Source organism: Vibrio sp. SSH13-20, from assembly GCF_040104475.1.
GTDB lineage: Bacteria > Pseudomonadota > Gammaproteobacteria > Enterobacterales > Vibrionaceae > Vibrio > Vibrio harveyi.
This window is the reverse complement of record NZ_JBECOU010000004.1, coordinates 244,526-269,213: the sequence shown is the minus strand read 5'-3', so window position 1 is coordinate 269,213 and position 24,688 is coordinate 244,526. Positions and strand designations below refer to the sequence as shown.

Here is a 24,688-nt window from a genome sequence, read left to right as displayed (position 1 = left end):
TAGCCAGGAATTCAAAGCCGCTTTGCGAAAATGCAAAGTACAAACGAGGCGCAAATCACGAACTTTTACCCCTACCAATCTTAAGGTGAAAAGAAATCAACTTAGGAGAAAAACACATGCTTGATCGTATTGCTTGCGCCCCATGTTGCTGGGGAGTGGAAGAGGCATCTCATGCGACCAATCCAAGCTGGGGAAAGGTGTTAATGGATGCAAGTGACAGTGGCTTTCGTGGTATTGAATTGGGACCGGATGGCTTCTTCCCCGAAGATCCTGAACTGGTGAAAAGTGCGTTTCGTGTACGTGGACTGCAGGTGTGCGCTGGCAAGGTACAAGTGCCATTTTGCGACTCTGCAAACATGTCTGCCATTTTGGAAGAAGTCGACACCGCCTGTCAGCGTTTAGATTCGCTGGGCGTAAAGAATTTACTGATCATGGAAGGCATTCATACGGAACGTTATGGCTATATCGGACAAAGCGTCACTGCACCGCGTCTGAATATGGAAAATAAACGGACCATGATTGTTAACCTTGAGCGAATTATTCGCGTGGCAAGCCAATATGGTTTGCGCTGTTTGCTTCATCCGGGCATTGGTGGCTACATCAGTTATAAAGATGAGATCGATTTTGTCATGAGTCAGATTCCCGGGACCAAACTGGGATTATGTATCGATATCGGGCATGTGTTTTTAGATGGGATGGACCCGCTAGGGATCATTCGTCAGTACGGATCACGCATCGAGCATATTCATGTTAAAGATATCTCGACGGACAAATTGAGACTAGCTATCCGTGATAAGTTGGAATGGGTTGACGCCTATAGTAAAGGATTGATCACTCCCTTAGGGGATGGCGATATCAAGCTGCAACAAGTGATGAGTGCACTTAAAGCAGCCGACTATCAAGGTTGGATCGTGGTCGAGCATGAGCACGGCACCGCAGACGTGAGTCAGGTTTCGCGTGATTTAAAACGCAGTCGCGATTATCTCGCTCAGATTGTGGCGTGATTCGAAACTAGATGATGAAAAGGCAGTAATGATGCTCAGCGATCCTTGGTTCTATCTTTTGGCGATTCCTGCGGTGCTAATTTATGGCATTGGTAAAGGTGGGCTCGGTGGAGCGCTGGGCATTTTGGCTGTTCCTATGATGGCGCTGGTGGTGCCGCCAACACAAGCGGCGGCGATTTTATTGCCGATTCTATTGGTGATGGACGCATTTGCGGTGCGTCATCATTATCGAAATGCCGATGTTCGAGTACTCAAAACTATGTTGCCGGGGGCTTTGCTTGGCGTGGTATTAGCGGGGGTATTTTTGAGTATCACCCCAGAGTCGGGGTTGAAGATCACCGTTGGCGTGCTGTCTTTGCTGTTCTGTTTTCAGTATTGGCTAAGTGGTGAAACTCCATCTCAATCAGGGAAGTTAGGCGCTTGGATTTGGAGTACTCTGAGCGGTTTTTCCAGTACCGCAATTCATGCTGGTGGCGGCCCAGCGAGTATCTATTTACTGCCGTTGAAACTGCCTAAAATCAACCTAATAGCGACCATGGCACTGTTGTTCGGCATAGTGAATGTAGCGAAACTCGTACCTTACATTTGGCTTGGCGAGTTTGATTCGACCAACTTAATGACTGCGTTGGTGTTGATTCCACTCGCGCCTGTTGGCGTTAAGATGGGTGTGTATCTTTTGCATCGCGTCAGTCAGGAAAGAATCTATCAGCTCTGTTACTTGTTCTTGTTTCTTTCAGGCGCCAAGCTGACTTTCGATGGCGTGAGCACTTTATTGTTTTAACTCCAATCCGACTTAACAAGGTTTTTCTAATAAGAACTCTTTGAACTTTATTGCCACTGGAGATGCAGTTTTGGGTGAATGGTAATACAGATTCAAACTCCAAATACTGGTCTCATACTCTTCCAATAGTGGTACCAACTCGCCTTTCTCGACTGCTTTTTCGGTGACGAATTGCGGCAAGTAGGCGATACCAGCTCCTTTTAAGGAGCCACTTAGTAATAGGTCGCTGTCGTTCACTTCGATTGTTTTTGGCACTTTGAGCACCATGTTTTCCACACCTTGGCGGAAGATCCAATCATTGCTGCCTGTCAGTGTAGTTGCAATCAGGCAAGCGTGGTCTCGTAGTGCTTCTGGATGTGTGGGCAAGCCATGTTTTTCTAGGTATTGCGGCGAAGCCACGACGATAAACGGGCACTGCATCAGCTCGCGTTTCACCAGTAATAAATCTTTTTCACGGTAGCCTTGGAAGCTGGCATTGGCACTGATCATCAGGTCACAAGTACTGGCGTGATCCAATGCCCAAGGAGTGACGTTGATGTTGAAGGTCACCTTTGGGTTGAGTTTGGAATAGTCGGCGACTTTATCCATCAGATAGTGATTGGCATAGACGGGCGTGCACGCGATGTTGATGTGACCTTTTTCGCTGTCTTGGAAGTCTTCTAACTTGCGACTGATGCGCTCTGCGCTGTCGACTAAAGGAGAAAACTCTTCGTATAAGGTTTGCCCCGCTTGAGTGGCTTCCAATAACCGATTCGAGCGGCGACATAAGGTCGTACCGAAGTGTTGCTCCAGTTCTTGCAGCCAACGGCTTCCTGCGGAGACCGAAATGTTGAATTTTCGTGCTGCGGAGGAGATAGACCCAGAGCGGATCACATAGACAAAGAACGCCATTTTATCGAGCATGAGTTTTGCCTCCAAAGCAAAAAGGGAACAAGTGCGATCACCTGTTCCCTTTGTAAAACATTAAGTTATCTTATGCACGTGCTTCAGTCGCACTTCCAGATACTTTTTTACCCAGTTTTTTCGCCATCGCTTCTTCCATTTTCTCTAAGCTGACGCCTTTCGTTTCAGGCACATACTTAACTACGATGACCATACAGATGAGTGACAAGACGCCGAATAACCAGAAGCTAAATGCGCCATTGAATTGCTCTTTTAAGTAAGGGTTTTCGTTTAGCATTGGGAAAGATTGCGTCACGATGAAGCCTGTAAACCATTGTGCGCCGACGGCGATGGCCATGGCACGAGAGCGAATGCTGTTCGGGAATATTTCTGAAATCATTGTCCAACATGCACAACCCCATGATGTCGCGTAAGACACTACGTACAAACACAATGCGAACAGTGCTGCGTAGCCTTCGGTTTGTTGGTAAAGCACATAGCCGACCACGAACATACCAAATGCACAACCAAAGGTGCCGTATTTCATTAACGGTAGACGACCTACTTTATCAATCAGGTACATACCAAGTGCGTTACCACCGATAAAGACGATGCCGACAAAGGTAGTTTGGAACAGCGCGTTTTCTGTTGAGCCTGTGATCGGTTTTAAGATCTCAGGTGTGTAGTACATGATCACGTTGATGCCCGTTAACTGTTGAGCCGCCGCAACGAACGTACCAATCACTAAGATGGCGAACAATAATGGCGAACGTAGGCTGACTTTGTTCTTCTTCGCACCGACGGTTTCTTTCAATGACTCTTGGATCTCTTTTATCAAACGATCTGCGTGTTTCGGGTTTGAGATACGAGATAACGTCTCTTTGGCATCGTCTACTTTGCCTTTCAAAACCAGCCAACGTGGTGATTCTGGGATGAGGAACAACAACATTGCGAAAAGCGCGGCAGGAATCACTTCAGAGCCAAGCATCCAGCGCCAGCCCATATCCACTAACCAAGCCTCTGACATGCCTTTTGCGATGAGGTAGTTGACGTAAAACACACCCGTTTGACCGATAACTGCCGATTGCTGGAACATGCTCACCGCACGACCTCGGAAGTCTTTTGGTGCGACTTCTGACATATACATCGGTGATACCACACAAGCCAAACCTACAGCTACGCCACCGACGATACGTAGAACCACATAGAAAGAGAAGGTTTGAGCGAGTGCAGAGCCAATGGCGGATATGATGAAGAGAATGGCGGCGATGAAGAGGGTGTTGCGTCGACCGTATTTTAGGGCTGCCCAGCCTGCGCTGACCGCACCGATGATACTACCTAATACCACGCTGGATACGGCCCAGCCAGTTTGAGCTGGTGACAATCCGAAGTAATCACGGATTGGACCAATTGCGCCAGAGATAACAGCAGTGTCGTAACCTAATAAGATGCCTCCGAGCGCAGCGATACAACAAATCCTAACGATGTAGGCGATATTGTGCTTTCGAGCTTCGGCCTTGGATGTAGCTTCCATTATTTTTTCCTTTATTAGATCCCCAAGCTTTCCTTTAACCATCGAATAAGATCAAGTTGGGTAGCGGCCAATACTCTGTTTTGTAGGGTACGAGTATTGGGTATCTATATTGCCGACTTTTAATGTTTATTAGATGTATGAAAATTATTTTTCATTTGCCGGTTGCATTTATCATATTTACTCTTTTGTTATTCGACTAGGTGTCTGTTCGTTTTTTATCCTAAAGTGTTACCCAAATCAAAAAATGAAAAACATTTTTCATTTTTAAATGTCAGTGTAACTTATTGAAAATAAAGGCTTTAGATAAAATGAGATCTGGCGCAAGTTTGCTTGTAGGGCTTGCTGCGATTGGCTTTTTTCATGATTTAACAATTTGATGACATCGATTTTATGTCGTGAAAAATATTTTTCATTTAAAGTTTTTTTCGCTAATGTAATTTCCAGTGAAACGAAATCGGTGAAAGAAAAGCATCTATAAAAACCACGCTTTTACTTCACGACATTTATTAAATAACGGAAACATTGTCGGAGAATAAAAATGAGCAACGTGCAATATGGAATTAGCCCACTGACTTGGACAAATGATGACATGCCAGAACTGGGCGGCGACATCCCATTGGAAACGTGTCTAAGTGAAATGGCGGAAGCTGGTTTCACTGGAACAGAGTTAGGTACCAAGTACCCACGTGAGCCAGAAGTCCTAATCCCTCTACTAGAAAAGCATGGCTTAGTACTCGCTTCTGGCTGGTACAGCGGTAATCTCATGAAGCTGACTGCAGAAGAAGAAATTGCAGCGATGCAAGAGCACATCAAACTGCTTAAAGCGGCAGGCTGTAAAGCTATGGTGTTTGGCGAAGTGAGCAACACGGTTCATGGAGACATCAACACTCCGCTTTCTCAGCGTGTGATCCTGACGATGGACGAGTGGAAAACCTACTGTGCGAAGTTAACTCAAGTTGCTGAATACCTGCTAAACGAGCACGACATTAAACTCTCTTTCCACCATCACGTTGGCACCATCTGTGAAACCGAAGATGACATCAACATCATGATGGAATTCACCGGCGAAGCCGTATACCTAACTCTAGATACGGGTCACATCACTTACGGTGGTGGTAACCCAGTGACCATGATTAAGCGTTGGGGTCACCGTATTGGTCACATGCACTTTAAAGACCTTCGTCTAGAAGTAATGAAAGCTGCACGTGATGCAGACAAATCATTCCTAAATGCAGTGCTTGATGGCGTATTCACTGTTCCTGGTACAGGTGACGTGGATTACGACGACGTATTCGCAGCATTGAAAGAGCGCAACTACCAAGGCTGGTTACTGGTTGAAGCAGAACAAGACCCAGCGAAAGCGCACCCATTGACGTACGCGAAAACGGCTTACGAGAACATCACAGGCTACGCGAAGAAATACGGTCTATAAAAGCACAAGTAAGGAAGGGGAGATTCGTCTCCCCTGTATCAAGCCGTGGAGACAACGCGGCTACAAAAATGATTGATACTACCGGGGAAGACAATGAAAACTGTACGCCTAACTGTTGCAGAAGCGCTAGCTCAGTACCTAGCCGCACAAATGATTGAAATTGATGGTAAAAAAGAACAGCTATTTGGTGCAGCATTCGCCATCTTTGGTCACGGTAACGTGACGTGCTTTGGACAGCAGCTAAAAAATATCGAAGACAAAATTCCGACTTGGCGTGGTCAAAATGAGCAGTCGATGGCAACAGCGGCAATCGCGTATGCCAAAGCGAACTTACGTCGTCGCATCGGTATCGCGACCAGTTCAATTGGTCCGGGTGCAACCAATATGGTTACCGCAGCAGGTATCGCGCACACAAACCGTTTACCAGTGCTTTTGATTTCTGGAGACGCTTACGTCAGTCGTCTGCCAGATCCTGTACTTCAACAGCCAGAGAATTTCTACGATCCTTCGATCACTTGTAACGATGCGTTCAAACCGCTAACACGTTACTGGGATCGCATTATCTCGCCAACGCAATTGATGCACTCATTGCCTCAGGCAATTGACACCATGCTTGATCCAGAAACCTGTGGTCCAGCGTTTATCGGCTTACCACAAGATATTCAGGGCGTGGCTTACGATTTCCCTGAAGTCTTCTTCCAAGAAAAAGTACACCGCATTCGTCGTCCAGAGCCAGAAGTGGCAGATCTAGAGGATGCAAAAGCGGCGCTGCTTAGCGCGAAACAACCTTTGGTTATCTCTGGCGGTGGCGTGCATTACTCACTAGCAACGGACGAGTTGGCTGCCTTTGCGAAAAAACACAACATCCCTGTGGTTGAGACCATTGCTGGTCGCGCCACGATGCTGCAAGACAATCCTCTAAACGCAGGTCCAATCGGCGTGACAGGTTCAGACTCTGCAAACTACATGGCAGCGCATACGGATGTGGTGTTGGCTGTGGGTACTCGCTTACAAGACTTCACGACAGGCTCTTGGTCGGTGTTCAAGAACCCAGATATGAAGCTAGTTACCATCAATACCGCACGTTTTGATGCCATTAAACATCGTGCTATTCCAGTTAAAGCAGACGCAAAACGTGGCTTAGTTGAGCTGTCTAACCTACTGGGCGATTTCCGTAGTAGTGACGAGTGGGCGGCAACGGCGAAAGCGCAAGCGGATGAATGGAAAGCCGTGGTGCATCGTCGTACTCATCCTCAACCAGGCGACCTACTCGACGGTACGTCTTCTTATGCAGAAGTGATTGGCAAGCTCAACAAATCTATGCAGCCGGGCGACACCGTACTTACGGCAGCGGGTGGCTTACCAGCAGAGCTTGCGATGAACTGGCAGAACTACCAAATTGGTAAGTTCGACATTGAATTTGGCTTCTCTTGCATGGGTTATGAAATCGCAGGTGGCTGGGGCGCGAAAGTTGCGAACCCAGATAACGATGTGGTTGTGCTCGTCGGCGATGGCTCTTACCTGATTCAAAACTCAGACATCTACTCGTCAGTGCTGACGGGTCACAAGATGATTGTCGTGGTATGCGATAACGGTGGTTTCGCGGTGATCAACAAGCTGCAAAACAATACGGGTAACGAGTCGTTCAATAACCTATTGGAAGACTGTCGCCGTCCTGATGGCGAGGTAGCTCGCGTGGACTTTGCTAAGCATGCCGAAGCGCAAGGCGCAATCAGCGAGAAGCTGACCTCAATCGACCAGTTTGATGAAGCATTCCAACACGCTAAAGAAGCCGACCGTACTTACGTGATTGTGGTCGACATCGACCCAGTATCGCCAATGGCTTGGTCTAAGTGTGATTGCTGGTGGGAGGTGGGACTTCCTCAAGTGACACGCAATGACGACACCGCAGAGAAAGTGGCTGCATGGGAAGAAGGCAGAGCAGCACAACGCGCCGGCGTTTAAGCCCAAACCGATTTATGTATCAAAACATCCAGCTTTAAAACAGATTTCAATAATTCGATTTATAGGCTCTTGAGCAAGAGCCTATTAAGGAGTCAAACATGTTTAATGAAGAACGTCATTTTGAGCAACCAATCCGTTGGGCAATGGTCGGCGGTGGTCGTGGCAGTCAGATCGGTTACTCGCACCGTAATGCGGCGCAGCGCGATGGTTTGTTTAAATTGGTCGCTGGTGCATTCGATTTGGACGCGGATCGTTGTCGTGATTTTGGTGAGAACTTAGGTCTCGATGGCGACCGTTGCTACGCAAATTACAAAGAGATGTTTGAGAAGGAAGCGCAACGCGAAGATGGCATTCAAGCTGTTTCGGTAGCAACACCAAACTCAACTCACTACGAAATTTGTAAAGCAGCACTGGAAGCTAACTTACACGTGGTGTGTGAAAAACCAATCACCTTCACGACGGAAGAAGCAGAAGAGCTCAAACAGATCGCAGCAGAGCGCAATCGCGTGATTGGCGTGATGTACGGTTACAGCGGTTTCCCAATGGTTCAGCAAGCGCGTGAAATGGTGAAGCGTGGTGATCTGGGTGAGATTCGTGTGGTGAACATGCAGTTTGCTCACGGCTTCCACAACGAAGAATACGAGAAAAACGATCCAGGTTTGAAGTGGCGCGTCAGCCCAGAAGTCTCAGGTCCAACTTATGTTCTGGGTGATGTGGGTACGCACGCTTTCTACCTGTGTGAAGTGATGACGGGTCTTGAAATCGACCGTCTGTCTTGCATGCGTCAAAGCTTCATCAAGTCACGTGCTCCGCTCGAAGATAACGCTCACATCATGATGCAATTCAAAGATGGCGCAGTCGGTACGCTTTGGGCGTCGGCAGTGAATGCAGGTTCGATGCACCAACAAAAAATCCGCATCGTCGGTTCGAAAGCGTCCATCGAATGGTGGGATGAGCAACCAAACCAACTTCGTTTTGAAGTGCAAGGCGAAGCACCACGCATTCTAGAGCGTGGCATGGGCTACCTATACCAAGATGCGCCGGGTGTGGCTTCTAACCGTGTTGGTGGTGGTCACGCAGAAGGTTACTTCGAATCATGGGCGAACTTGTACCACCGTTTCGCGTTGGCATTCGATGCGGCGGACCGCGATGACCAACAAGCGCTGTCTGAAATTTGGTTCCCAGGTATCGATGCAGGCATCGAAGGCGTGCGCCTATGCGAGAAGTGTGTGGAATCTGCAAACCAAAACGCCGCTTGGGTTGATTACAAATAATAGGAACAGACGATGACAAACATTGCACTTGAAACAAATCGACCATTGGATGCCATCGTTTTAGGACGTGCGGGTGTAGATCTCTACGCTCGCGAAGCTAAAACCGACATGGCGGATATCTCTGGCTTCAACAAATTCGTTGGTGGCTCAGCCGCGAACATTGCGGTGGGCATTGCCAAGTTAGGCGGTAAGGTCGGCTTTATTGGCTGCGTGGCTGACGATGCATTCGGTGGTTACGTTAAAGGTTACATGACGGAGCAAGGTATCAACCTTGATGGCATGAGAACCGACGACTCTGGTTCGCGCACCTCGGTGGCATTCACGGAGATGAAGCCAAAAGATTGCACCGTGCTTATCTATCGTAACAACGCATCGGATTTGACCATCAAGCCAGAAGAGATTGATCCCGCTTACATCGCTAGTTCAAAAGTCTTGGTTGTCACGGGAACGGCATTGTCGGAAAGCCCAAGCCGTGAAGCCACTTTGATTGCGATGCAGCACGCGCGCCGCAGCAATACCTTAGTGGTGCTGGATGTTGATTACCGCCCTTACTCTTGGCGTACGGATACCGATGCTTCGATTTACTACGGCATTGCCGCGGGTCTTTCAGACATCGTGATCGGTAACCGTGAAGAGTTCGACATGATGGAAACCGTCATTGCTCCGGGCAACACCGATGATGACCAAACGGCGGCTCGCTTTCTAACGGAGAACACCCAAGTCGTGGTGGTGAAAGCCGGTGAGCATGGTTCGAAAGTGTATGACCGTACGGGTCATAAGTTCGAGCAAGGTATTTTCCGAGTCGAAGCCAATAAGCCATTTGGCTCTGGTGACTCATTCGCCGGCGGTCTAATTTGGACGCTAGTTACTGGTGGTTCGTTAGAAGAGGGCGTACGCAACGGCACGGCAGCAGCGGCGATTAATGTCAGCGGTCACAGCTGCACAGAAGCCATGCCAACTAAGGAACAACTATTCGATTTTATTGAGACGCGAAGTTAAGCACGGTTTGGTGCTTTCGGGCACCACATTGCTGCGCGTTTGGTCTCCCGGGCCGGTATGTCACTTTGAGGGTAACCAAACAGTGCGCGTACACACCATCGTGGCCCGGCTTTTTTGTTAAGCCACTTTCAGAAGGATAGGGCAGCCTCGTTTCACTACGAGCTGTGAGGAGAAAAGAAAAATGGGAAAACACATTCCACCATTTGATAACAAGAATGAACCAATTATTGGTGCGAACGACGAAGTAACGCCGCTATGTTACTTCAACCAAGTGTTCTTGAATCAGAACGAAACCTTTGACCATGTCATCGAAGGGTATGAGTCTGTCATCGTATTGGCTGGCGGCACTTGCAGCATCACCGTGACGAAAGACGGTGAAAGTGAAACGTTCGACAACATTGGTAAACGTAAATCAGTTTGGGACGGCAACCCAGAAGCGGTTTACGTACCACTTGGCTACCGCGCGACCATCCAATGTGTGAGCGACAAGGCTGACGTTATGATTGCGGGTGGTAAGTTTGAAGCGTCACTGGAGCCTTTCTGTGTTCGCGAAGAGAACGTAGACATGGTTCAGTACGGTTCAGATGAGACTAAAACTCACCGCAAAATCAAACACGTGCTGGGTCAATCCAACGCAGACAAACGTGGTCGCTTATTGGTGAGTGAACTATTCACCGTTGGTGCAGGTGGTTGGTCTGGTTTTCCACCACACAAGCACGATGAAGATCGTGTTAAGCCTGATGGCAGCAAAGAAACCCTTTATGAAGAAGTGTACCAATTCCGCTTTAACCCAGATTTCGGCTTTGGTGCGCAGTTCCTATACGAGCATGAAGACGACTTTGGTCCGGTTTACCATGTGCGCACTGGCTCTGTGATCGCCATCGACAAAGGTTATCACCCAAGTGTGGCGGCGCCGGGTTATGAAATGTATTACTTCACCATCATCGTTGGCAAAACAGAGAAATCTTTGATTCAGCATTTTGATCCGCACCACGAATACCAAGTGGAGACGATCCCTGGTATCAAAGACATGATCGCTAAATTTAAGTAGGGGAATCATCATGTTGGTAAATTTGAATGACCTATTGCCGGAGGCTGCGGCGTCTAACTACGCTGTCCCTTGCTTTAATGTGTTCGGCTTTGAAGATGCACGTGCTGTTGTTGAAGCGGCAGAGCAAGTGAACAAACCTGTAATTCTGGCGTGTAATAAAGACGTTGTGGACTTTTATGGCGTCGAAACCGCTGCGGCGATGTTCCTAAATCTAGCGCATAAGAGCACGGTGCCTGTCGTGCTTCATCTTGACCACACTTACGAAGAAGACATCGTCTTTCGCGCGCTTAAAGCTGGGTTTAGTTCTGTGATGTTTGATGGTTCGCAACTGACGTTGGACGAGAACATTGCTCGCACTAAGAAAGTCGTTGAAGTGGCGCATGCTCTAGGAGCATCGGTAGAGGGGGAAATTGGTTCTGTGCCTTACGAAGAAGGTCGCGACCACATAAAATCTATCTACACAGAACCGGAAGATGCGGCGCGCTTTGCAGAAGAGAGTGGCGTAGATTGTGTCGCAATTTCCGTCGGTAATGTTCACCGCTTAACCGAGCCCACTTGTACTATCGATTTTGGTCGCCTAGACCGTATCGCAAATGCTGTGGCTGTGCCATTGGTGATTCATGGTTCGAGTGGTATTCGCGATGAAGACATGCTCAAGCTGAAGCAAAGTCGTGTGTCCAAGTTCAATATTGGCACCTGTTTGCGTCAGGCTCTGGGTCATAATCTTCGCGATTACATGAATCAGGAACCGCAAAAGTTTGACCGTATTTACTTCATGCAAAAGGCGATGCCGTACGTGAAAGAAGAAGCGGTACGAAACTTTGAATTATTATCTTAAAATAGCAGCCCCTTTTGTTACTATAAGGGGCCTCTATCTCCAAGCGTTCATTGATAGGAGAGCAGTATAACTATGGATGTTGAAGTGAAAGCACCTGCAGATTTAGACACACTAAAAGAGTTAATCGCAAAGCGTTACGACAGTTTGAGCGGACGTTTGCAGCAAGTCGCGGATTTTGTAACCGACCAGCCGATGCTGGTGGCGGTAGAAACCATGGCGACCATTGCCAAGCAAGCCAACGTACCATTGTCGACCTTAAGTCGATTCTCTAATGCGATGGGCTTTGATGGCTTCACTTCTATGCAAGTACTGTTTCGCGATCAATATTTGAATCGCCCGAGAGACTACAAAGAGCGCGTTCGTAAAGCTCGTGAGATGGAGGACGTCCCACATGACTCGCCTCAAGCCATCTTCCAAGATTTCGGACACGCAAACATTGAAGCACTAGAACAGCTTCAAATGTCGGTCTCTCCACAAAAACTGGAACGTGCAGTGGCTCTGATGGATGGAGCAGAAACCATCTACATCCAGGGGACTCGTCGCGCTTACCCAGTGGCCTTCTATCTTTGGTACGCCCTCATGAAATCCGACAAGAGCGTAGTGCTCTTGGATGATCACGGTGGCATGTTGTCTCCGTTAACTCGACGAATGAACGAAAAAGACGTTCTGTTTGCTATCACCTTCAATCCATACGCGGAAGAAACCAGCCAACTGATTGATGATGCTTGCAAAAAGAACGTACCGATTGTCTGCATTACTGATAACCAAATGACGCCTCATGGCAGCAAAATGGATGTCTGTTTTGAAGTGCAAGAAGGCGAATTGATGGGCTTCCGTTCGCTCAGCAGCTCCATGTATTTGGCGCAGGCGATTGCGGTGAGTCTGATTTGTCGAGAAGTGAAGTAACTTCATCGCTCAGTAATCTCAAATAGGGACGCGATCCTGCGAGCGAATAAGCAGTAAAGCGCGCAGATTTTTCCATACCTTTGTCCACTGATTAAGTGCAACTTAGCGGTTGCGCTGCGGGTTTGCTCGAGCTGAATTCGGCTTATGTCCTGCAATGTACAGGGCAGTGAGAAGAGGTAAATCTGATGCGTTTTGCTCTACATGGCATGTGCTCTCTGCACAGCAATATCCTATCTGATGTCCGACTTGCCAAAGAAACTGGCTACCAAGGGCTCGAAATTCACACCGAAAAACTCTGGCGTTATATTCAAGCTGGCTTCTCCGCTGAGCAACTCAAACAACGTATGGATGAGTTTGGCATTGTTCCAACGGCGATCGACATCATTGGCGCGGTTGAAGTGACAGATAAAGCCAGCCAACGTCAATTGTTCCAAGATTCAGAAACGCTGTGCCGTTTTGCGCAAGCCGTGGGTGCACCTACCATCCAGCTCAATGCTTTTGAGGCATTAAATGGCTTAACTAAAGAGCAAAACATCGAACTCACGGCACAGAACATTCGCCAGATTGTCGACATTGGTAAGAGCTATGGCATCCGTTTCCAATATGAAGGCGCGGCTTGGACTCCAATCGCCAAATTGGAAGATTACTTCCGCCTGTACGACGCCGTCGGCCGCGACAACTTTGGTTTTGTTCTGGATACATGGCACTTATGGGCATGTCGCGGAGCAACGTTGGAACAAGTGGCAAATATCGATGCCGAGCTGATTTTCAACGTGCACTTGTCTGACGGTAAGCGTCCTGCACCGGGCGAAGCTTGGCCTGATGAGCGCGCTCTACGTGGTTACTTACTAGGGCAAGGTGAAGTGCCATTGAAAGAGTGGGTCGATGCGATTCGACAAACGGGTTACGACGGATTCTACTCTGGTGAATTCCTCAACGACCAACTCTGGGAAGGGGATTATTACGATATCGCCGCAGATATGTTGGCGGGTATGAAGCATCAATTCGACTAGTCGACACATAAGGGATTTTCTATGTTTAATATTGCTTTATTTGGAGCGGGTCGAATTGGTCAAGTGCATGCGGTCAATATCGAACGTTCACCTGAAACCACGATTTATTCGCTTATCGAACCTTTTGAGGTCTATGCGGATCAGTTTTGTGTGCAGTATCCGCAGACAAAGCGCCAAACCGTAGAAGAGGCGATGGCGGATGAGAACGTTCATGCGGTGTGTATTTGCTCGTCAACCGATACTCATGCGGATTTGATTGAGCGAGCAGCAAAAGCAGGCAAAGCAATTTTTTGTGAGAAGCCTATCGACCTTGATTTGGGGCGAGTACGTGATTGCTTGGGCGTAGTAAACCAGCATCAGGTGCCTTTTTTGTTAGGCTTCAATCGCCGCTTTGACCCGCATTTCTTGAGCCTTAAGAAAGCGCTGGATGACGGTCAAATTGGCGAACCAGCAAGCGTAGTCATCACCTCTCGCGATCCTGCGCCACCGCCAGCACAATACAGCAAATCGTCCGGTGGTATGTTCCGCGATATGACGATTCACGACCTCGACATGGCGCGGTTTATCTTAGGGGAAGATCCAATCACGGTTACGGCACATGGCAGCTGCAAGGTAGATCCTGCCATTGGTGAAGCGGGAGATATCGATACCAGTGTGGTGACGCTTACATTCCCTTCTGGTGCGATGGCGACGATTCATAACAGTCGTCGCTCTGGCTACGGATACGATCAGCGTCTCGAAGTGCATGGCGAGAAAGGCATGCTGCAAGTGGCGAATCTGACCGAAAATCTAGTCAGCCACAGCACAGAAATAGGGCAAGTAGGCGCAACACCGAAGTACTTCTTCTTAGAGCGTTATGAGCGTGCTTACGTGGCAGAGTGGCAACACTTTGTTGAAGTACTTAAAGGCGAAGCACCATGCTGCTCGGGTATAGATGGTGAGATTGCTCTGACGTTAGCGGATGCCGCGTTAGAGTCGATGCAAACAGGGAAGACGGTTCGTTTGTAGGTCATCCCTAACAGGAAACAAAAAGGGGAGCCGCATTGGCTCCCCTTTCTATTATTGAGATCTTAAAGATGCTTAAGTCTTACTGAGCTTTTTGCTGTTCTGATTTGCAAACAGCGGCAGTGAAGATAACGTCTGTTGAGCTGTTTAGGGCTGTTTCAGCAGAGTCTTGAATCACACCGATGATGAAACCAACGGCTACAACCTGCATTGCTACGTCGTTTGAGATACCAAACAGACCACACGCTAGTGGGATAAGTAGTAGAGAACCACCAGCAACACCTGATGCACCACACGCTGATACTGCAGCAACAATACTTAGTAGTACCGCTGTCATTAGGTCAACGTCGATACCCATAGTGTGTACCGCTGCTAGCGTTAGGGTTGTGATAGTGATTGCTGCACCCGCCATGTTGATGGTCGCACCTAGTGGAATAGACACTGAGTACGTATCTTCGTCTAGGTCTAGTTTCTTACATAGGTTCATGTTCACTGGAATGTTCGCAGCACTTGAACGCGTAAAGAATGCCGTTACGCCACTTTCACGTAGACATTGGAACACCAACGGGTATGGGTTTTCTTTCGTTTTGAAGTATACGATCGCAGGGTTAACCACTAGCGCAATGATAAACATTGAACCTAGTAGTACCGCTAGAAGGTGAGCGTAGCTTGCTAGTGCACCAAAACCTGTTGTTGCAAACGTTGAGGCAACCAGACCAAAGATACCAAATGGCGCAAGACGAATGATGAAACGAACAATGTGGGAAACACTGTGGCTTAGATCTTCGAATACCGCTTTTGTTGTTGCTGATGCGTGGTGAAGTGCAAGACCAAGACCCACACCCCAAGCAAGAATACCGATGTAGTTTGCTTCTACTAGCGCGTTTACTGGGTTATCAACCAGTTTGAACAACAAGGTTTGGATAACTTCTGCAATACCTTGTGGTGGTGTTGCACCTTCAGCGCCCGTTACTAGCGTTAAATTGGTCGGGAAAAGGAAACTTAGTACTACTGCGGTTAGTGCCGCAAAGAAGGTACCCGCTAGGTAAAGAATTACGATTGGACGCATGTAAGTGTGTTGGTTTTTCTTTTGGTTTGCGATAGACGCAGCCACCAAGATAAATACCAATACTGGAGCAATCGCTTTTAGTGCACCAACAAACAAGCTACCCAGCATACCAACGCTTTCTGCGTGGCTTGGCGAGATAGTCGCAAGCAGAATACCTAAGACGATACCGACGAGGATTTGGAGAACGAGGTTACCGCGAGCGAATCGGGCAACGAGACTGTTGTGTTGCATTTGCATACATCATTCCTGCAATTTTTGACTCAGCAACAGCGCAATATTCAGTCATTACACGGCGTAATGTTCCCTCGCATGAAGGGGCTGAATCTTGTGGTTGTGCTGCTAAGACATCCTGATTATCAATTATCCTGTTTTTATAAATCCAGCCATTTTCTTGCTGAATATCACATATCTTAACTTGGTAATATTTTGTGTCTAGTTTTAGTTTGTTCTTAGTTTAAATGTTTGCTCAATGTTATCGTTATTGGTCTTTTGTGTTGATTTGTATGGCGAAGTATGAATGATGGTTTTTCATAAAGTTATTAAAAAAGGAGGCGTTAGCCTCCTTTGTTCTATTGATTACGCAAATACAACAAACTAGTAACTCTGTTGGCGTTTGCGCTTTCCGTCAACAATACTGCGAACCATTTTGCCGAACTGTTTATTCTGCGCTCTTTGCTCTGCGAGACTCGCTCCGTTATGGGCTTGTTCACGCAATAACTTCTGATAGTTAGTAAAGCGTCGTAGCTCAAGAGAGCCATCTTCAATCGCAGCTTGAACCGCGCAACCTGGCTCGGTTTGATGTTGGCAATCATTGAATCGGCAGTTATCAGCTAAGGCCTCAACATCAGCGAAAGTTTCACTCACGCCTGCCTCGCAATCTGCTAATTGGATCTCTCGCATTCCTGGCGTGTCCATTACGATCCCACCGGATGGTAATAGGTGGATTGAGCGTGAGGTTGTAGTGTGTCGACCTTTGCTGTCATCCTCACGAATACCACCAGTCGCTTGTTCTTGCTCGCCAAGCAGGGTGTTTACTAAGGTCGATTTTCCTACCCCTGAAGAGCCAATAAATGCGACGGTTTGACCTTCGCCGCACCAACTCATTAATTTGGCAACGTCTGATTCATCCAAACCATTAACGCTTTCCACCATAAGCAACGGATCGAGCTTTTGTACCTGAGCTTTGAGCTCGTCAACATCGTCACATAAGTCTGCTTTCGTCAGCACAATCACGGGCTCTACATCAGCTTCATTGATGAGAGCCAAATAGCGCTCAATGCGACTGAGGTTAAAGTCGTGGTTGAGTGAACAAACGATGAAGACAGTATCCACGTTGGCGGCGATAAGTTGCTCGGCGACCTTACTACCTGCGGCTTTGCGACTAAATAAACTGCGGCGTTCAAGTAGGCGAGAAAACTGTTGCTGACCATCCAATACTACCCAATCACCAACGGTCATGCTGGGTAACGAGGGATGGATAGGTAAGTGAGTTTCACCTTGTTCGCTAACAACAACGTAACCACTACGATGGTGAGCAATCACTCGCGCAAAAAGCGTGTCTTGGTAATCGTCTAACGTCAATTGTTGTTGAAAAAAGGGTTTCCAACCTAATAGCTTTAATGGGTTAGGTTGAGTTAGTAGTGTTTCACAAAAAGAATGTGTTTTATTCATTGTTGAATTATCCCAGACGCAACAAAGCGCCTTAATACAAATCGCATTAGGGTCTAATTCGCATAGAGCTGACCCCGGTGAAAACCGGGCAAAGAAGGGAGGTGGTGTGGCTTAGCCACGAGAAAAAGTTGGACGTTACCCTTTCACTGCCCAGTTAGTGTTATTCATTACAATCATCATATTTCCTCTTAAGTTGGTGAGTTAACGGTCGGAGTATAGCGACTGTGCTCTGATTCTTACAACTCCTTTGCGTTTTATATGTGTTTTATTCGACGTTCTTCCATCTCTTGTGAATAGGTGTTGGCTTTTACGCCGTAGATGATTTGGATATGTCGTTCATCAATGATCACGACACCATGTGCTCCATGTTCCTCCAGTGCTTTTTGATTCACAATGGTGGTGTCTTTTAGTGTGAGTCGTAGCCTTGTCGCGCAAGCACCAGTTTCCACCAAATTACTCGTGCCACCAATAGCGTCAATGATGGTATCGACATCCTGTTCTAGGTTTGGATTTACTTGCGTCAGCATTTTAAATACGCGAGAAAGGGCTTTTAACATGGCGAGAAACTCGTTTGCAGCAAAGCCTTGTTTATATCTCAGCAGCGGCTGTTTCGCTCTGATTTAGGACACAAAATCATGCATTGATAGTTTGGCGAATACGGCTTAGAGAAAAGAGAGAGGAATAAAAAAGCTCCTCACGTTGGAGGAGCTTTGAATCGATGAAGTGAAGAGGCACTAATGATGATGTTCGTGCTTTTTCATTCCTGCCATGACTTTTTTGACTGGTGCAGTAAAGCTTTGCTTTTGACCGTTGTCGTAAGTCACTGTCACTTCGATTTCGTCGCCTTCATTAAGCGGCTTTTTAAGGTCGAATAGCATGATATGCAGGCTGCCCGGTTTTAGCTCGGTGGTCTCTTTTGCAGCGAGTGTGATGTGGTCTACTTGACGCATCTTCATTACATCGCCTTCTTTAATCACATCGTGCAACTCGACTTTACCTGCTGCAGGGGTTTCTGCTGCGACAATATTGATGTCTTCTTGGCTTCGGTTAGCAAAGGTCACAAACACAGCGCTCGTCACAGCACCTGGCGCCATTGCTCGTGCATATGGTTCGTGTGGCATCACGTTTAGGTTTGCTTGTGCCAAAGGGCTTAGAAGTAGGGCGGAGAGGGCTAACGTTTTGATTGCATGCTTAGCTTTCATTGGTTTTTCCTTCTGCTGTTAGTTTGGTTATCGCTTCGACAATTGGCGCAGGCGTTAAGGTGTGTGGCACTTTAGTGATGAGTGTGCCGTCAGGCTTCAAGAAGTAAAAGTAAGAGCTGTGGTCGAGCGTGTATTTCAGCTCTGAGCCTTCTAGCTCCGTTTTACGGAAAATGACACCATATTTGTGGGCAAGTGGGGTGGTCACGTCGAGTGGTGCGGACAGGCCTTCAATCATCGGGTGGAAGTAGTGGGCGTACTTGGCTGATGCATCTGCCTCGTCACGTTCTGGATCAAGCGAGATGAACATTGGGCGCAACTGCGCTTTTTGCACATCGTCGATTTGATTGAGTGCACCTGCTAGCATGGCTAATGAGGTTGGGCATACGTCTGGGCAACGCGTAAAGCCAAAGTAAACAATGCGAATGCGATCATCGCTGGTATCGAAGATATCGACAGGTTTATCGCCTTCGCCAAACAACACGCTTTGCTCGGTAGTGACTTGTTGTTTTTTCTCTACGTCTTTTTGTCCATCTAGGTACGTTTTGGTACCAAAGCCAAGGACAAACGCAACCACGAGAAAGAGAGACCAATTACGGCTCATATCAATTCCTTATCTTTGCATTTTGAGGGCTGGGTAGATGGTGTCTTTACCGTCGGAAAGTTCACCAACCCACGTCATTGAATCTTGTGTACAAACGGGCAATGTCACGTCACCCACAAATTTACCTGGTGCCACTTTCTTTAGCATGAATTTTGGCTCGCCCATTTCCATTTCTCGACCAACCAAACTTAATACGAGCTGATCTGCTTTGCAGTCTTGCCATTCGACTTCGAGCTGAGCTGGGATCAGAGGTTGAGCAGTATCGACGCTAAGCGTCATCGCAACATCATGTTGGATGCAAGGTTCAGTAGAGAGGAAACAGTATTCATCGAGCGACTTAGGCTCGGGTGCTGAAGAGAAGTTTTTTATTAGGGTAGGCGCGTAAAAGCCAGCGACCAGTGCCACGGCTATCCCTGCGATTTGTAACACTTTCATTAAGATTCAGTATTTATCACTTAACATTGCTTGCATCCTAGCACAGATGGGATGTACGAAAACTCGCAATTTCAACAAATTGTGCACTATCCCCATCTATTTGAAACCTATTGTTTGTAAAGCGTAAATAAAAAAAGCGGAGCCAATGGCTCCGCTTCTTAAATGATGGAATTGTGGTTCAGATTTACTTGTTTGAATCCGCAAACTTCTCTAAACCAAGTACTAACGCGATAGCGGCTAGCATCATGAGCACGGCTAACAATAGTTGTGATGGTTGAGACGTGATGTGCTCAAACTCAAACGGTGATAAGTTTTGCTCTAGCAATGGCACTTGCTCACCCTTCGAGTTAGTACGCCATGTTAGCGTTTCCTTCCAAGGCCAAATCTTTGGTAGCGTACCGATCATTAAGCCAGTTAGGAACATTAAGGTTAAATCGCGGAATTTGCGCAGTAACCAAGACAACAAGTGAGAGAAGGACAGCAGACCAGCAACACAGCCAACAAGGAACAGCGCAAGGATATCAATTTGGAAACCTTTTACCGCGCCCAATACAGGAGCATACATGCCGATCAATAGCAAAATAAAGCTGCCTGAGATACCCGGTAGAATCATCGCACAGATTGCGATAGCTCCAGCCAGAATGGTGTTGATCGCCGTTGGCTCCATATGAAGTGGTTTTAGCACCGTGATGCTGTAGGCGAAACCAATGCCGATCAATAACGCAACAAAACGGATAGCGTCACGCTTTTCTACTTGGCGAATGATGTGGTAGACAGACACCAAGATCAGACCAAAGAAGAATGACCAAATTGGAATTGGATGAGTTTCCAATAACCAACTGATTAGTTTTGCCAGCGTCGCGATGCTGGTGAAAATACCCGCAAACAAAGAGATAAGGAAGAAGCCGTTAATGTGATTAAACGCAGCTTTGAAGCCATCCTTTTTCCAAATCGAGAAAAGTGAAGGGTTAATACGTCGAATGCTTTCTAGCAGTGTGTCATAAATGCCAGTAATAAATGCAATGGTACCGCCTGATACGCCTGGGACAACATCGGCTGCACCCATCGCCATTCCTTTGAAGTAGGTGATTAGATAGTTCATTTCTCAAGTACTAAGTCATGTAGATGGTCCTGAGTATACAAACATTGATGTCAAAAAAGTATGAAATAGTGGTGAGGAAAATATCTAAATGATTGCTTATCTAGGATCTGTTGAACTTTCGTGGTTAAGTTTTGTTCTGATGGGCGCATGGCTAAAATCGTTGTAGGCAAGGAAAGGAGTGTATTGCTTAGTCATTCTAGGCAAACACTCGCTGTAAAAATCAGCTTGAAAGGCCAACAGAACCTAGCAACGTTAAGCTTTTTGGTTAGTTTAGGTGAATAAAAACAGAAAGATACGCGATAAAGAAATGGATTTGTTATCAGTTGTAAAGGGGCGCTTGACTGAATAAATGTTAGCGTAAAATCGATAAATTTGTTGAATGAAGTTGTTTGGTGACTTATTTATCACTTATGCCACAGAGTTGCGACTTGCAACTGCAATTTGCATTTTGACTTTGCATATTGCAAATGTTGTAACATCTTGGCAGTTTGATATGAGATCTTGTGCCCAAAAATAATGCTTTTCAAATTGGCATGATTAATGCATAATCCTTTTCGACCCTTCTTAAGCCGAGGGTCACCTAGCCAACTGACGTTGTTAGTGAATATACATTGTTCACATCATACATAAGCCAATCGCCTTAATTGCGGTTGGCTATTTTTTTGTCTGTCGTATACCCAAGTGACTTTGAGATGCAGGATTCAGAGCGTTGTTATTGATGCGAGCGCAATGAAAACAACGCCGTGTAATAGCCAGCCCTTTCCAAGTCGTATATATGTACAACGTTTCTTACAGGCTTTGCAATTTGCATGAATGCCCACAAAAAAGGGGCTGACGCAATACGCCAACCCCTGTTTAGCTACTCTCTTTCGAGTGATCAGTAACCCATCAATTGCAGCAAGTTCTCCGCCGTCACAATCGCTTCCTTACGGTTTGCAATGTTGAGCTTTTGGTACAAGTTACGAATGTGAGTCTTAATCGTTGTGCCTGCTACATCTAACTCTTGAGCGATTTGCTCATTGCTAAAGCCTGAGTAGATCAAACCAAGCACTTGCCATTCACGTTGCGTGAGTGGACTGGTTCGAACCAGCTCCGGCACGTTCGGGTGGTTCACCAGTTTCTCAATAAAGTCTTCATCAAAGTGAATCGAACGGCTGCGTTGGTTTGAAGAGATGTCTTTCATCAATTGCTGAGCACGGTGACGTTCTAAATCGCCCAGCTCATGACGAAGACTTAGCTTCTCTAGTAGACCACCAATCGTTGCACCGTCGATTAAGAAGTTGCCGACCATACCGGTTTGGTTTGTCATCACTAGTGCTTCTTTCAATAGTGCTTTTGCTTGCTCTTCGTCTTTCTGACGCGCGGCAAATACCGCTTCAACCACAAGGTTGCGATTGGTATCGGTCACCAAGTTAGTACGACGAGCTTCGCTTTGTAGGAAGTCCAAAGCTTGTCGCGCTTCGTCATATTGGCCAAGGTTGATGTGAGCACGAGCAATATTGCGCCACTGTAACTGCAAGAAGTGGTTACACGCTGATTCCGGGCGAACTGCGGTGTTCAACCATTCTTGAATTGCTTCTGTGTTGCCACGAGCTTGCCAAAACAAAATCAGAGAGAGCGATGCGTTTGCCGTCCAGTCTACGTGATAAGTGGATTGTTTCATCAAGTGCTGGATGTGTTCGATAAACTTACCCGCTTTGTCTAGTTCACCGCGACCAATCGCAATACGCGCCAACATTGAGTAGCTATGTAAGTGCTTACTTGGTGAGTGGTTTTCTAGAATTTGTAGCCCTTTGTATGAGCACTCTTCTGCTTCATCCAAGCGGTTCCAGCACCACAATACTTGCGCGCGAATTCGTAACAAAAACTCGTGAAGAGGAACATGCTGAAGCTGTTGATCTTCAATCAAGCGGAAGCCGGAATCTTGCAGCTCAAATGCTGCTTGGACGTAACCTTGCGCGATCATGATTTCACTTTGTTGCAAGATTGCCCATAACGCTTGGTGGTAAACCTGATACTGACGTGCCAGTTTTTCGGTTTGTTGCATCATTGGCAATGCGCGGTCAAGTTTACCCAGTACGTGGTTTACTTCACCAACGACTGACGTCGCCACGATACGGCTGCGGTACACCGTTGGGTCAAGTTGGCTCAGTGCTAACTCGGCTAACTCTAATGCACGCTCTGGTTGGTTGCTGTTGATTGCAACCTGAGCGAGTAGGGCATTAGCTTGACCTTGATAGCCAGAATCAAGTTCGATATTACGTTTCTTATGCTCTTCTTCGGCTTCTGCCAGTAGCTCACCAACCTGGTTGTAGCGGTGTTGGCTTTGCGCCAACCATGCGCGCAACATCGACAGTTTCGGGTGGCTGAAGAGTAAGTCTTTATCAAGCTGGTTGATCGCCGCTTCTAGCGTTGTTAACTCACCTTGGTTGAACATCTTCCAACCAAATTCATTCAAGATTTCTACGATTAGATCAGTGTCGTCAGATTTCTGTGCGTGGTGAATAGCTTGATGCGGTGCTTTCTGTTTTAGCCAGGCGACAGCTGCGTTGCGGTGTAGATCTTTCTCTTGTTGAGGAATACGCGCTTGACGTTCATGCGACAAAAATTCGCCAAACAGATTGTGGAATCGGAACCAGTTTTGTTCACCTTCCAGTGGATAGATAAACAAGCCGTATCGATTGAGTGACTCAATCATGCCGAGTGCATCTTCACGTTGTGTCAATGCAAAGACGAGTTCGTCGTTGAAATGGTCGAGTACCGACACTTGCATTAAGAAATGACGTGTCTCTTTGTCTAATAGATCAAAGACTTCTTCAACTAAGTAATCCCATAAGTGTGCATGATTAAACTGAGACACCGACTCTACGGTTTGTGCCAGAGTGCGGTTCTGATGCTGTGCTTGTAGGGCGATAAGTTGTAACGCTGATGGCCAACCTTCAACGTAAGTACGTAAGTTGTTCGCCATGTCTTCATCGATGCCATCGGCAATGCGTTGGTTGAAGAAGCGTGTGGTTTCTTCGGTATCGAATGCCAACATTTCGTTGCCGATTTCGATCATCAAGTCACGGACACGAAGGTTCGCAGTGCCTAATGGCGGTGCCGCACGGCTAGTAACCACTACAGTAAGGTTGTCTGGCATGTGCTTTAAGAAAAAACGCATGGACTCGTGAATTTCGTCGTTAGTGATCAAATGGTAGTCATCGAGTACGACGTAACACTCATGCTGAAAATCTGCCATTTCAGCGAAAACTTCGCTGAATAAAGAGCGTAAAGAAGAGAACTGACGCTTTTCAGCCAATTTTTGAGCGTTAGAGCAGTTGTAGTTGGTCGCTTTGTTTAAAGCTTGCAGTAGATAGTTAACGAAGCGGAAACCATCGTTATCACTGTCGTCGATACTGTACCAACCTACATTGGGTTTGTCTGACAGCCACTGTGCCGCCATGGTGGTTTTCCCGTAACCAGCCGGCGAGCGAAACAATACCAGTTTGTAGTAAGGCGCTTGTTGCAGTAAGTCCAACACTCGCGGACGGACGATTGCGTTGTGCAGGCGACCCGGGCGAGTAAGTTTAGATGGAATCCACATTATAAATTCTGTCCTTAATTTTTTGAGCTAGCGAAACTAGAAACTGACTCACACCACTAAATTCTAGTTTGTATAAAAAGTGTACAGGCTTGCGAGTCGTTTTGGATGTTACGACAACAGAATTGGTTGTTACTTTGATCCACTTCCTAATTCTCAAGAGTTGATGCAAATGCCACCAACTACGCCCTGTATTTGTGATTTTGGTCACTTAAACATCGATGGTATTGATCCCATGTAGAGAGAGTTGCACATCTATTAAGGAGAAATTATCAATGTTAAAAGACGTAATGTGATCGATAAGACAGTTTTTACATTGGAGTTGGAAGGGGGAATAAAAA

The 24,688-nt window shown here is 46.9% G+C and carries 21 protein-coding genes; 11 read left to right on the top strand and 10 right to left on the bottom strand.

The genetic code is table 11. The features are described 5' to 3' along the window. Positions 1-116: 116 nt before the first annotated feature. Both ABMY42_RS13270 and ABMY42_RS13265 read left to right on the top strand, forming a co-directional pair. Positions 117-1,004: a TIM barrel protein gene (locus ABMY42_RS13270; RefSeq protein WP_349266407.1), complete on the top strand. Its 888-nt coding sequence runs from the start codon at positions 117-119 to the stop codon at positions 1,002-1,004. Between the two features lie 31 nt (positions 1,005-1,035). Beyond that, a complete protein-coding gene (locus ABMY42_RS13265; RefSeq protein WP_053053513.1) occupies positions 1,036-1,785 on the top strand; it encodes a sulfite exporter TauE/SafE family protein in 750 nt (249 codons plus the stop codon). A 12-nt stretch (positions 1,786-1,797) separates the two neighbouring features. On the opposite strand, the gene ABMY42_RS13260 is transcribed toward ABMY42_RS13265, so the two are convergent. Both ABMY42_RS13260 and ABMY42_RS13255 read right to left on the bottom strand, forming a co-directional pair. Then, positions 1,798-2,688, bottom strand: coding sequence for a LysR family transcriptional regulator (locus ABMY42_RS13260; protein ID WP_349266406.1), 891 nt, complete (start codon positions 2,686-2,688; stop codon positions 1,798-1,800). 70 nt (positions 2,689-2,758) lie between these two features. After that, a complete protein-coding gene (locus ABMY42_RS13255; protein WP_005447390.1) occupies positions 2,759-4,201 on the bottom strand; it encodes a sugar porter family MFS transporter in 1,443 nt (480 codons plus the stop codon). 538 nt (positions 4,202-4,739) lie between these two features. Between ABMY42_RS13255 and iolE the strand changes: the two genes are divergently transcribed. The 9 genes from iolE to iolG all read left to right on the top strand — a co-directional run bounded on the left by iolE (position 4,740) and on the right by iolG (position 14,687). Further along, positions 4,740-5,633 carry a myo-inosose-2 dehydratase gene (iolE, locus tag ABMY42_RS13250; RefSeq protein ID WP_005437833.1) on the top strand — a complete coding sequence of 298 codons (894 nt, stop codon included), beginning with the start codon at positions 4,740-4,742 and terminating at the stop codon, positions 5,631-5,633. 93 nt (positions 5,634-5,726) lie between these two features. Beyond that, complete coding sequence (iolD, locus tag ABMY42_RS13245; protein WP_349266405.1) at positions 5,727-7,598, top strand: 3D-(3,5/4)-trihydroxycyclohexane-1,2-dione acylhydrolase (decyclizing); 1,872 nt, start codon at positions 5,727-5,729, stop codon at positions 7,596-7,598. A gap of 98 nt (positions 7,599-7,696) precedes the next feature. Next, positions 7,697-8,872: a Gfo/Idh/MocA family oxidoreductase gene (locus ABMY42_RS13240; RefSeq protein WP_045486136.1), complete on the top strand. Its 1,176-nt coding sequence runs from the start codon at positions 7,697-7,699 to the stop codon at positions 8,870-8,872. A gap of 12 nt (positions 8,873-8,884) precedes the next feature. Continuing rightward, positions 8,885-9,871 carry a 5-dehydro-2-deoxygluconokinase gene (iolC, locus tag ABMY42_RS13235; protein WP_017189702.1) on the top strand — a complete coding sequence of 329 codons (987 nt, stop codon included), beginning with the start codon at positions 8,885-8,887 and terminating at the stop codon, positions 9,869-9,871. A gap of 181 nt (positions 9,872-10,052) precedes the next feature. Next, a complete protein-coding gene (locus ABMY42_RS13230; RefSeq protein WP_047514349.1) occupies positions 10,053-10,922 on the top strand; it encodes a 5-deoxy-glucuronate isomerase in 870 nt (289 codons plus the stop codon). 10 nt (positions 10,923-10,932) lie between these two features. After that, on the top strand, positions 10,933-11,760 hold the full coding sequence (locus tag ABMY42_RS13225) for a class II fructose-bisphosphate aldolase (protein WP_005437843.1): 828 nt from the start codon (positions 10,933-10,935) through the stop codon (positions 11,758-11,760). Between the two features lie 72 nt (positions 11,761-11,832). Next, positions 11,833-12,666 carry a MurR/RpiR family transcriptional regulator gene (locus tag ABMY42_RS13220; protein WP_005447408.1) on the top strand — a complete coding sequence of 278 codons (834 nt, stop codon included), beginning with the start codon at positions 11,833-11,835 and terminating at the stop codon, positions 12,664-12,666. Positions 12,667-12,851: 185 nt separating this feature from the next. Then, positions 12,852-13,679: a sugar phosphate isomerase/epimerase family protein gene (locus ABMY42_RS13215; RefSeq protein WP_017189700.1), complete on the top strand. Its 828-nt coding sequence runs from the start codon at positions 12,852-12,854 to the stop codon at positions 13,677-13,679. A gap of 21 nt (positions 13,680-13,700) precedes the next feature. Then, positions 13,701-14,687, top strand: a complete 987-nt coding sequence (iolG, locus tag ABMY42_RS13210) for an inositol 2-dehydrogenase (protein ID WP_349266404.1) — start codon at positions 13,701-13,703, stop codon at positions 14,685-14,687. Between the two features lie 79 nt (positions 14,688-14,766). On the opposite strand, the gene sstT is transcribed toward iolG, so the two are convergent. The 8 genes from sstT to malT all read right to left on the bottom strand — a co-directional run bounded on the left by sstT (position 14,767) and on the right by malT (position 24,350). Then, positions 14,767-15,984 (bottom strand): serine/threonine transporter SstT, encoded by a 1,218-nt coding sequence (gene sstT / locus ABMY42_RS13205; protein ID WP_026000277.1) that lies wholly within the window; start codon positions 15,982-15,984, stop codon positions 14,767-14,769. Positions 15,985-16,347: 363 nt separating this feature from the next. Beyond that, complete coding sequence (gene rsgA, locus ABMY42_RS13200) at positions 16,348-17,424, bottom strand: ribosome small subunit-dependent GTPase A (RefSeq protein ID WP_272760091.1); 1,077 nt, start codon at positions 17,422-17,424, stop codon at positions 16,348-16,350. A gap of 254 nt (positions 17,425-17,678) precedes the next feature. Further along, the gene (locus ABMY42_RS13195; RefSeq protein ID WP_349266403.1) at positions 17,679-17,981 is read right to left on the bottom strand and encodes a PTS glucose/sucrose transporter subunit IIB; all 303 of its coding nucleotides are present in this window, start codon (positions 17,979-17,981) and stop codon (positions 17,679-17,681) included. A 177-nt stretch (positions 17,982-18,158) separates the two neighbouring features. Further along, positions 18,159-18,626: a copper chaperone PCu(A)C gene (locus ABMY42_RS13190; RefSeq protein WP_005447418.1), complete on the bottom strand. Its 468-nt coding sequence runs from the start codon at positions 18,624-18,626 to the stop codon at positions 18,159-18,161. Further along, positions 18,616-19,227 (bottom strand): SCO family protein, encoded by a 612-nt coding sequence (locus tag ABMY42_RS13185; RefSeq protein ID WP_069687867.1) that lies wholly within the window; start codon positions 19,225-19,227, stop codon positions 18,616-18,618. Before ABMY42_RS13185 ends, ABMY42_RS13190 begins: the two co-directional genes overlap by 11 nt. A gap of 9 nt (positions 19,228-19,236) precedes the next feature. Continuing rightward, complete coding sequence (locus ABMY42_RS13180; protein WP_349266402.1) at positions 19,237-19,662, bottom strand: hypothetical protein; 426 nt, start codon at positions 19,660-19,662, stop codon at positions 19,237-19,239. A gap of 184 nt (positions 19,663-19,846) precedes the next feature. Then, entirely contained in the window at positions 19,847-20,764 is a 918-nt protein-coding gene (locus ABMY42_RS13175; RefSeq protein ID WP_033008608.1) for a DUF368 domain-containing protein, read from the bottom strand. A gap of 877 nt (positions 20,765-21,641) precedes the next feature. Continuing rightward, entirely contained in the window at positions 21,642-24,350 is a 2,709-nt protein-coding gene (gene malT, locus ABMY42_RS13170) for an HTH-type transcriptional regulator MalT (protein ID WP_009698026.1), read from the bottom strand. Positions 24,351-24,688 lie beyond the last annotated feature (338 nt).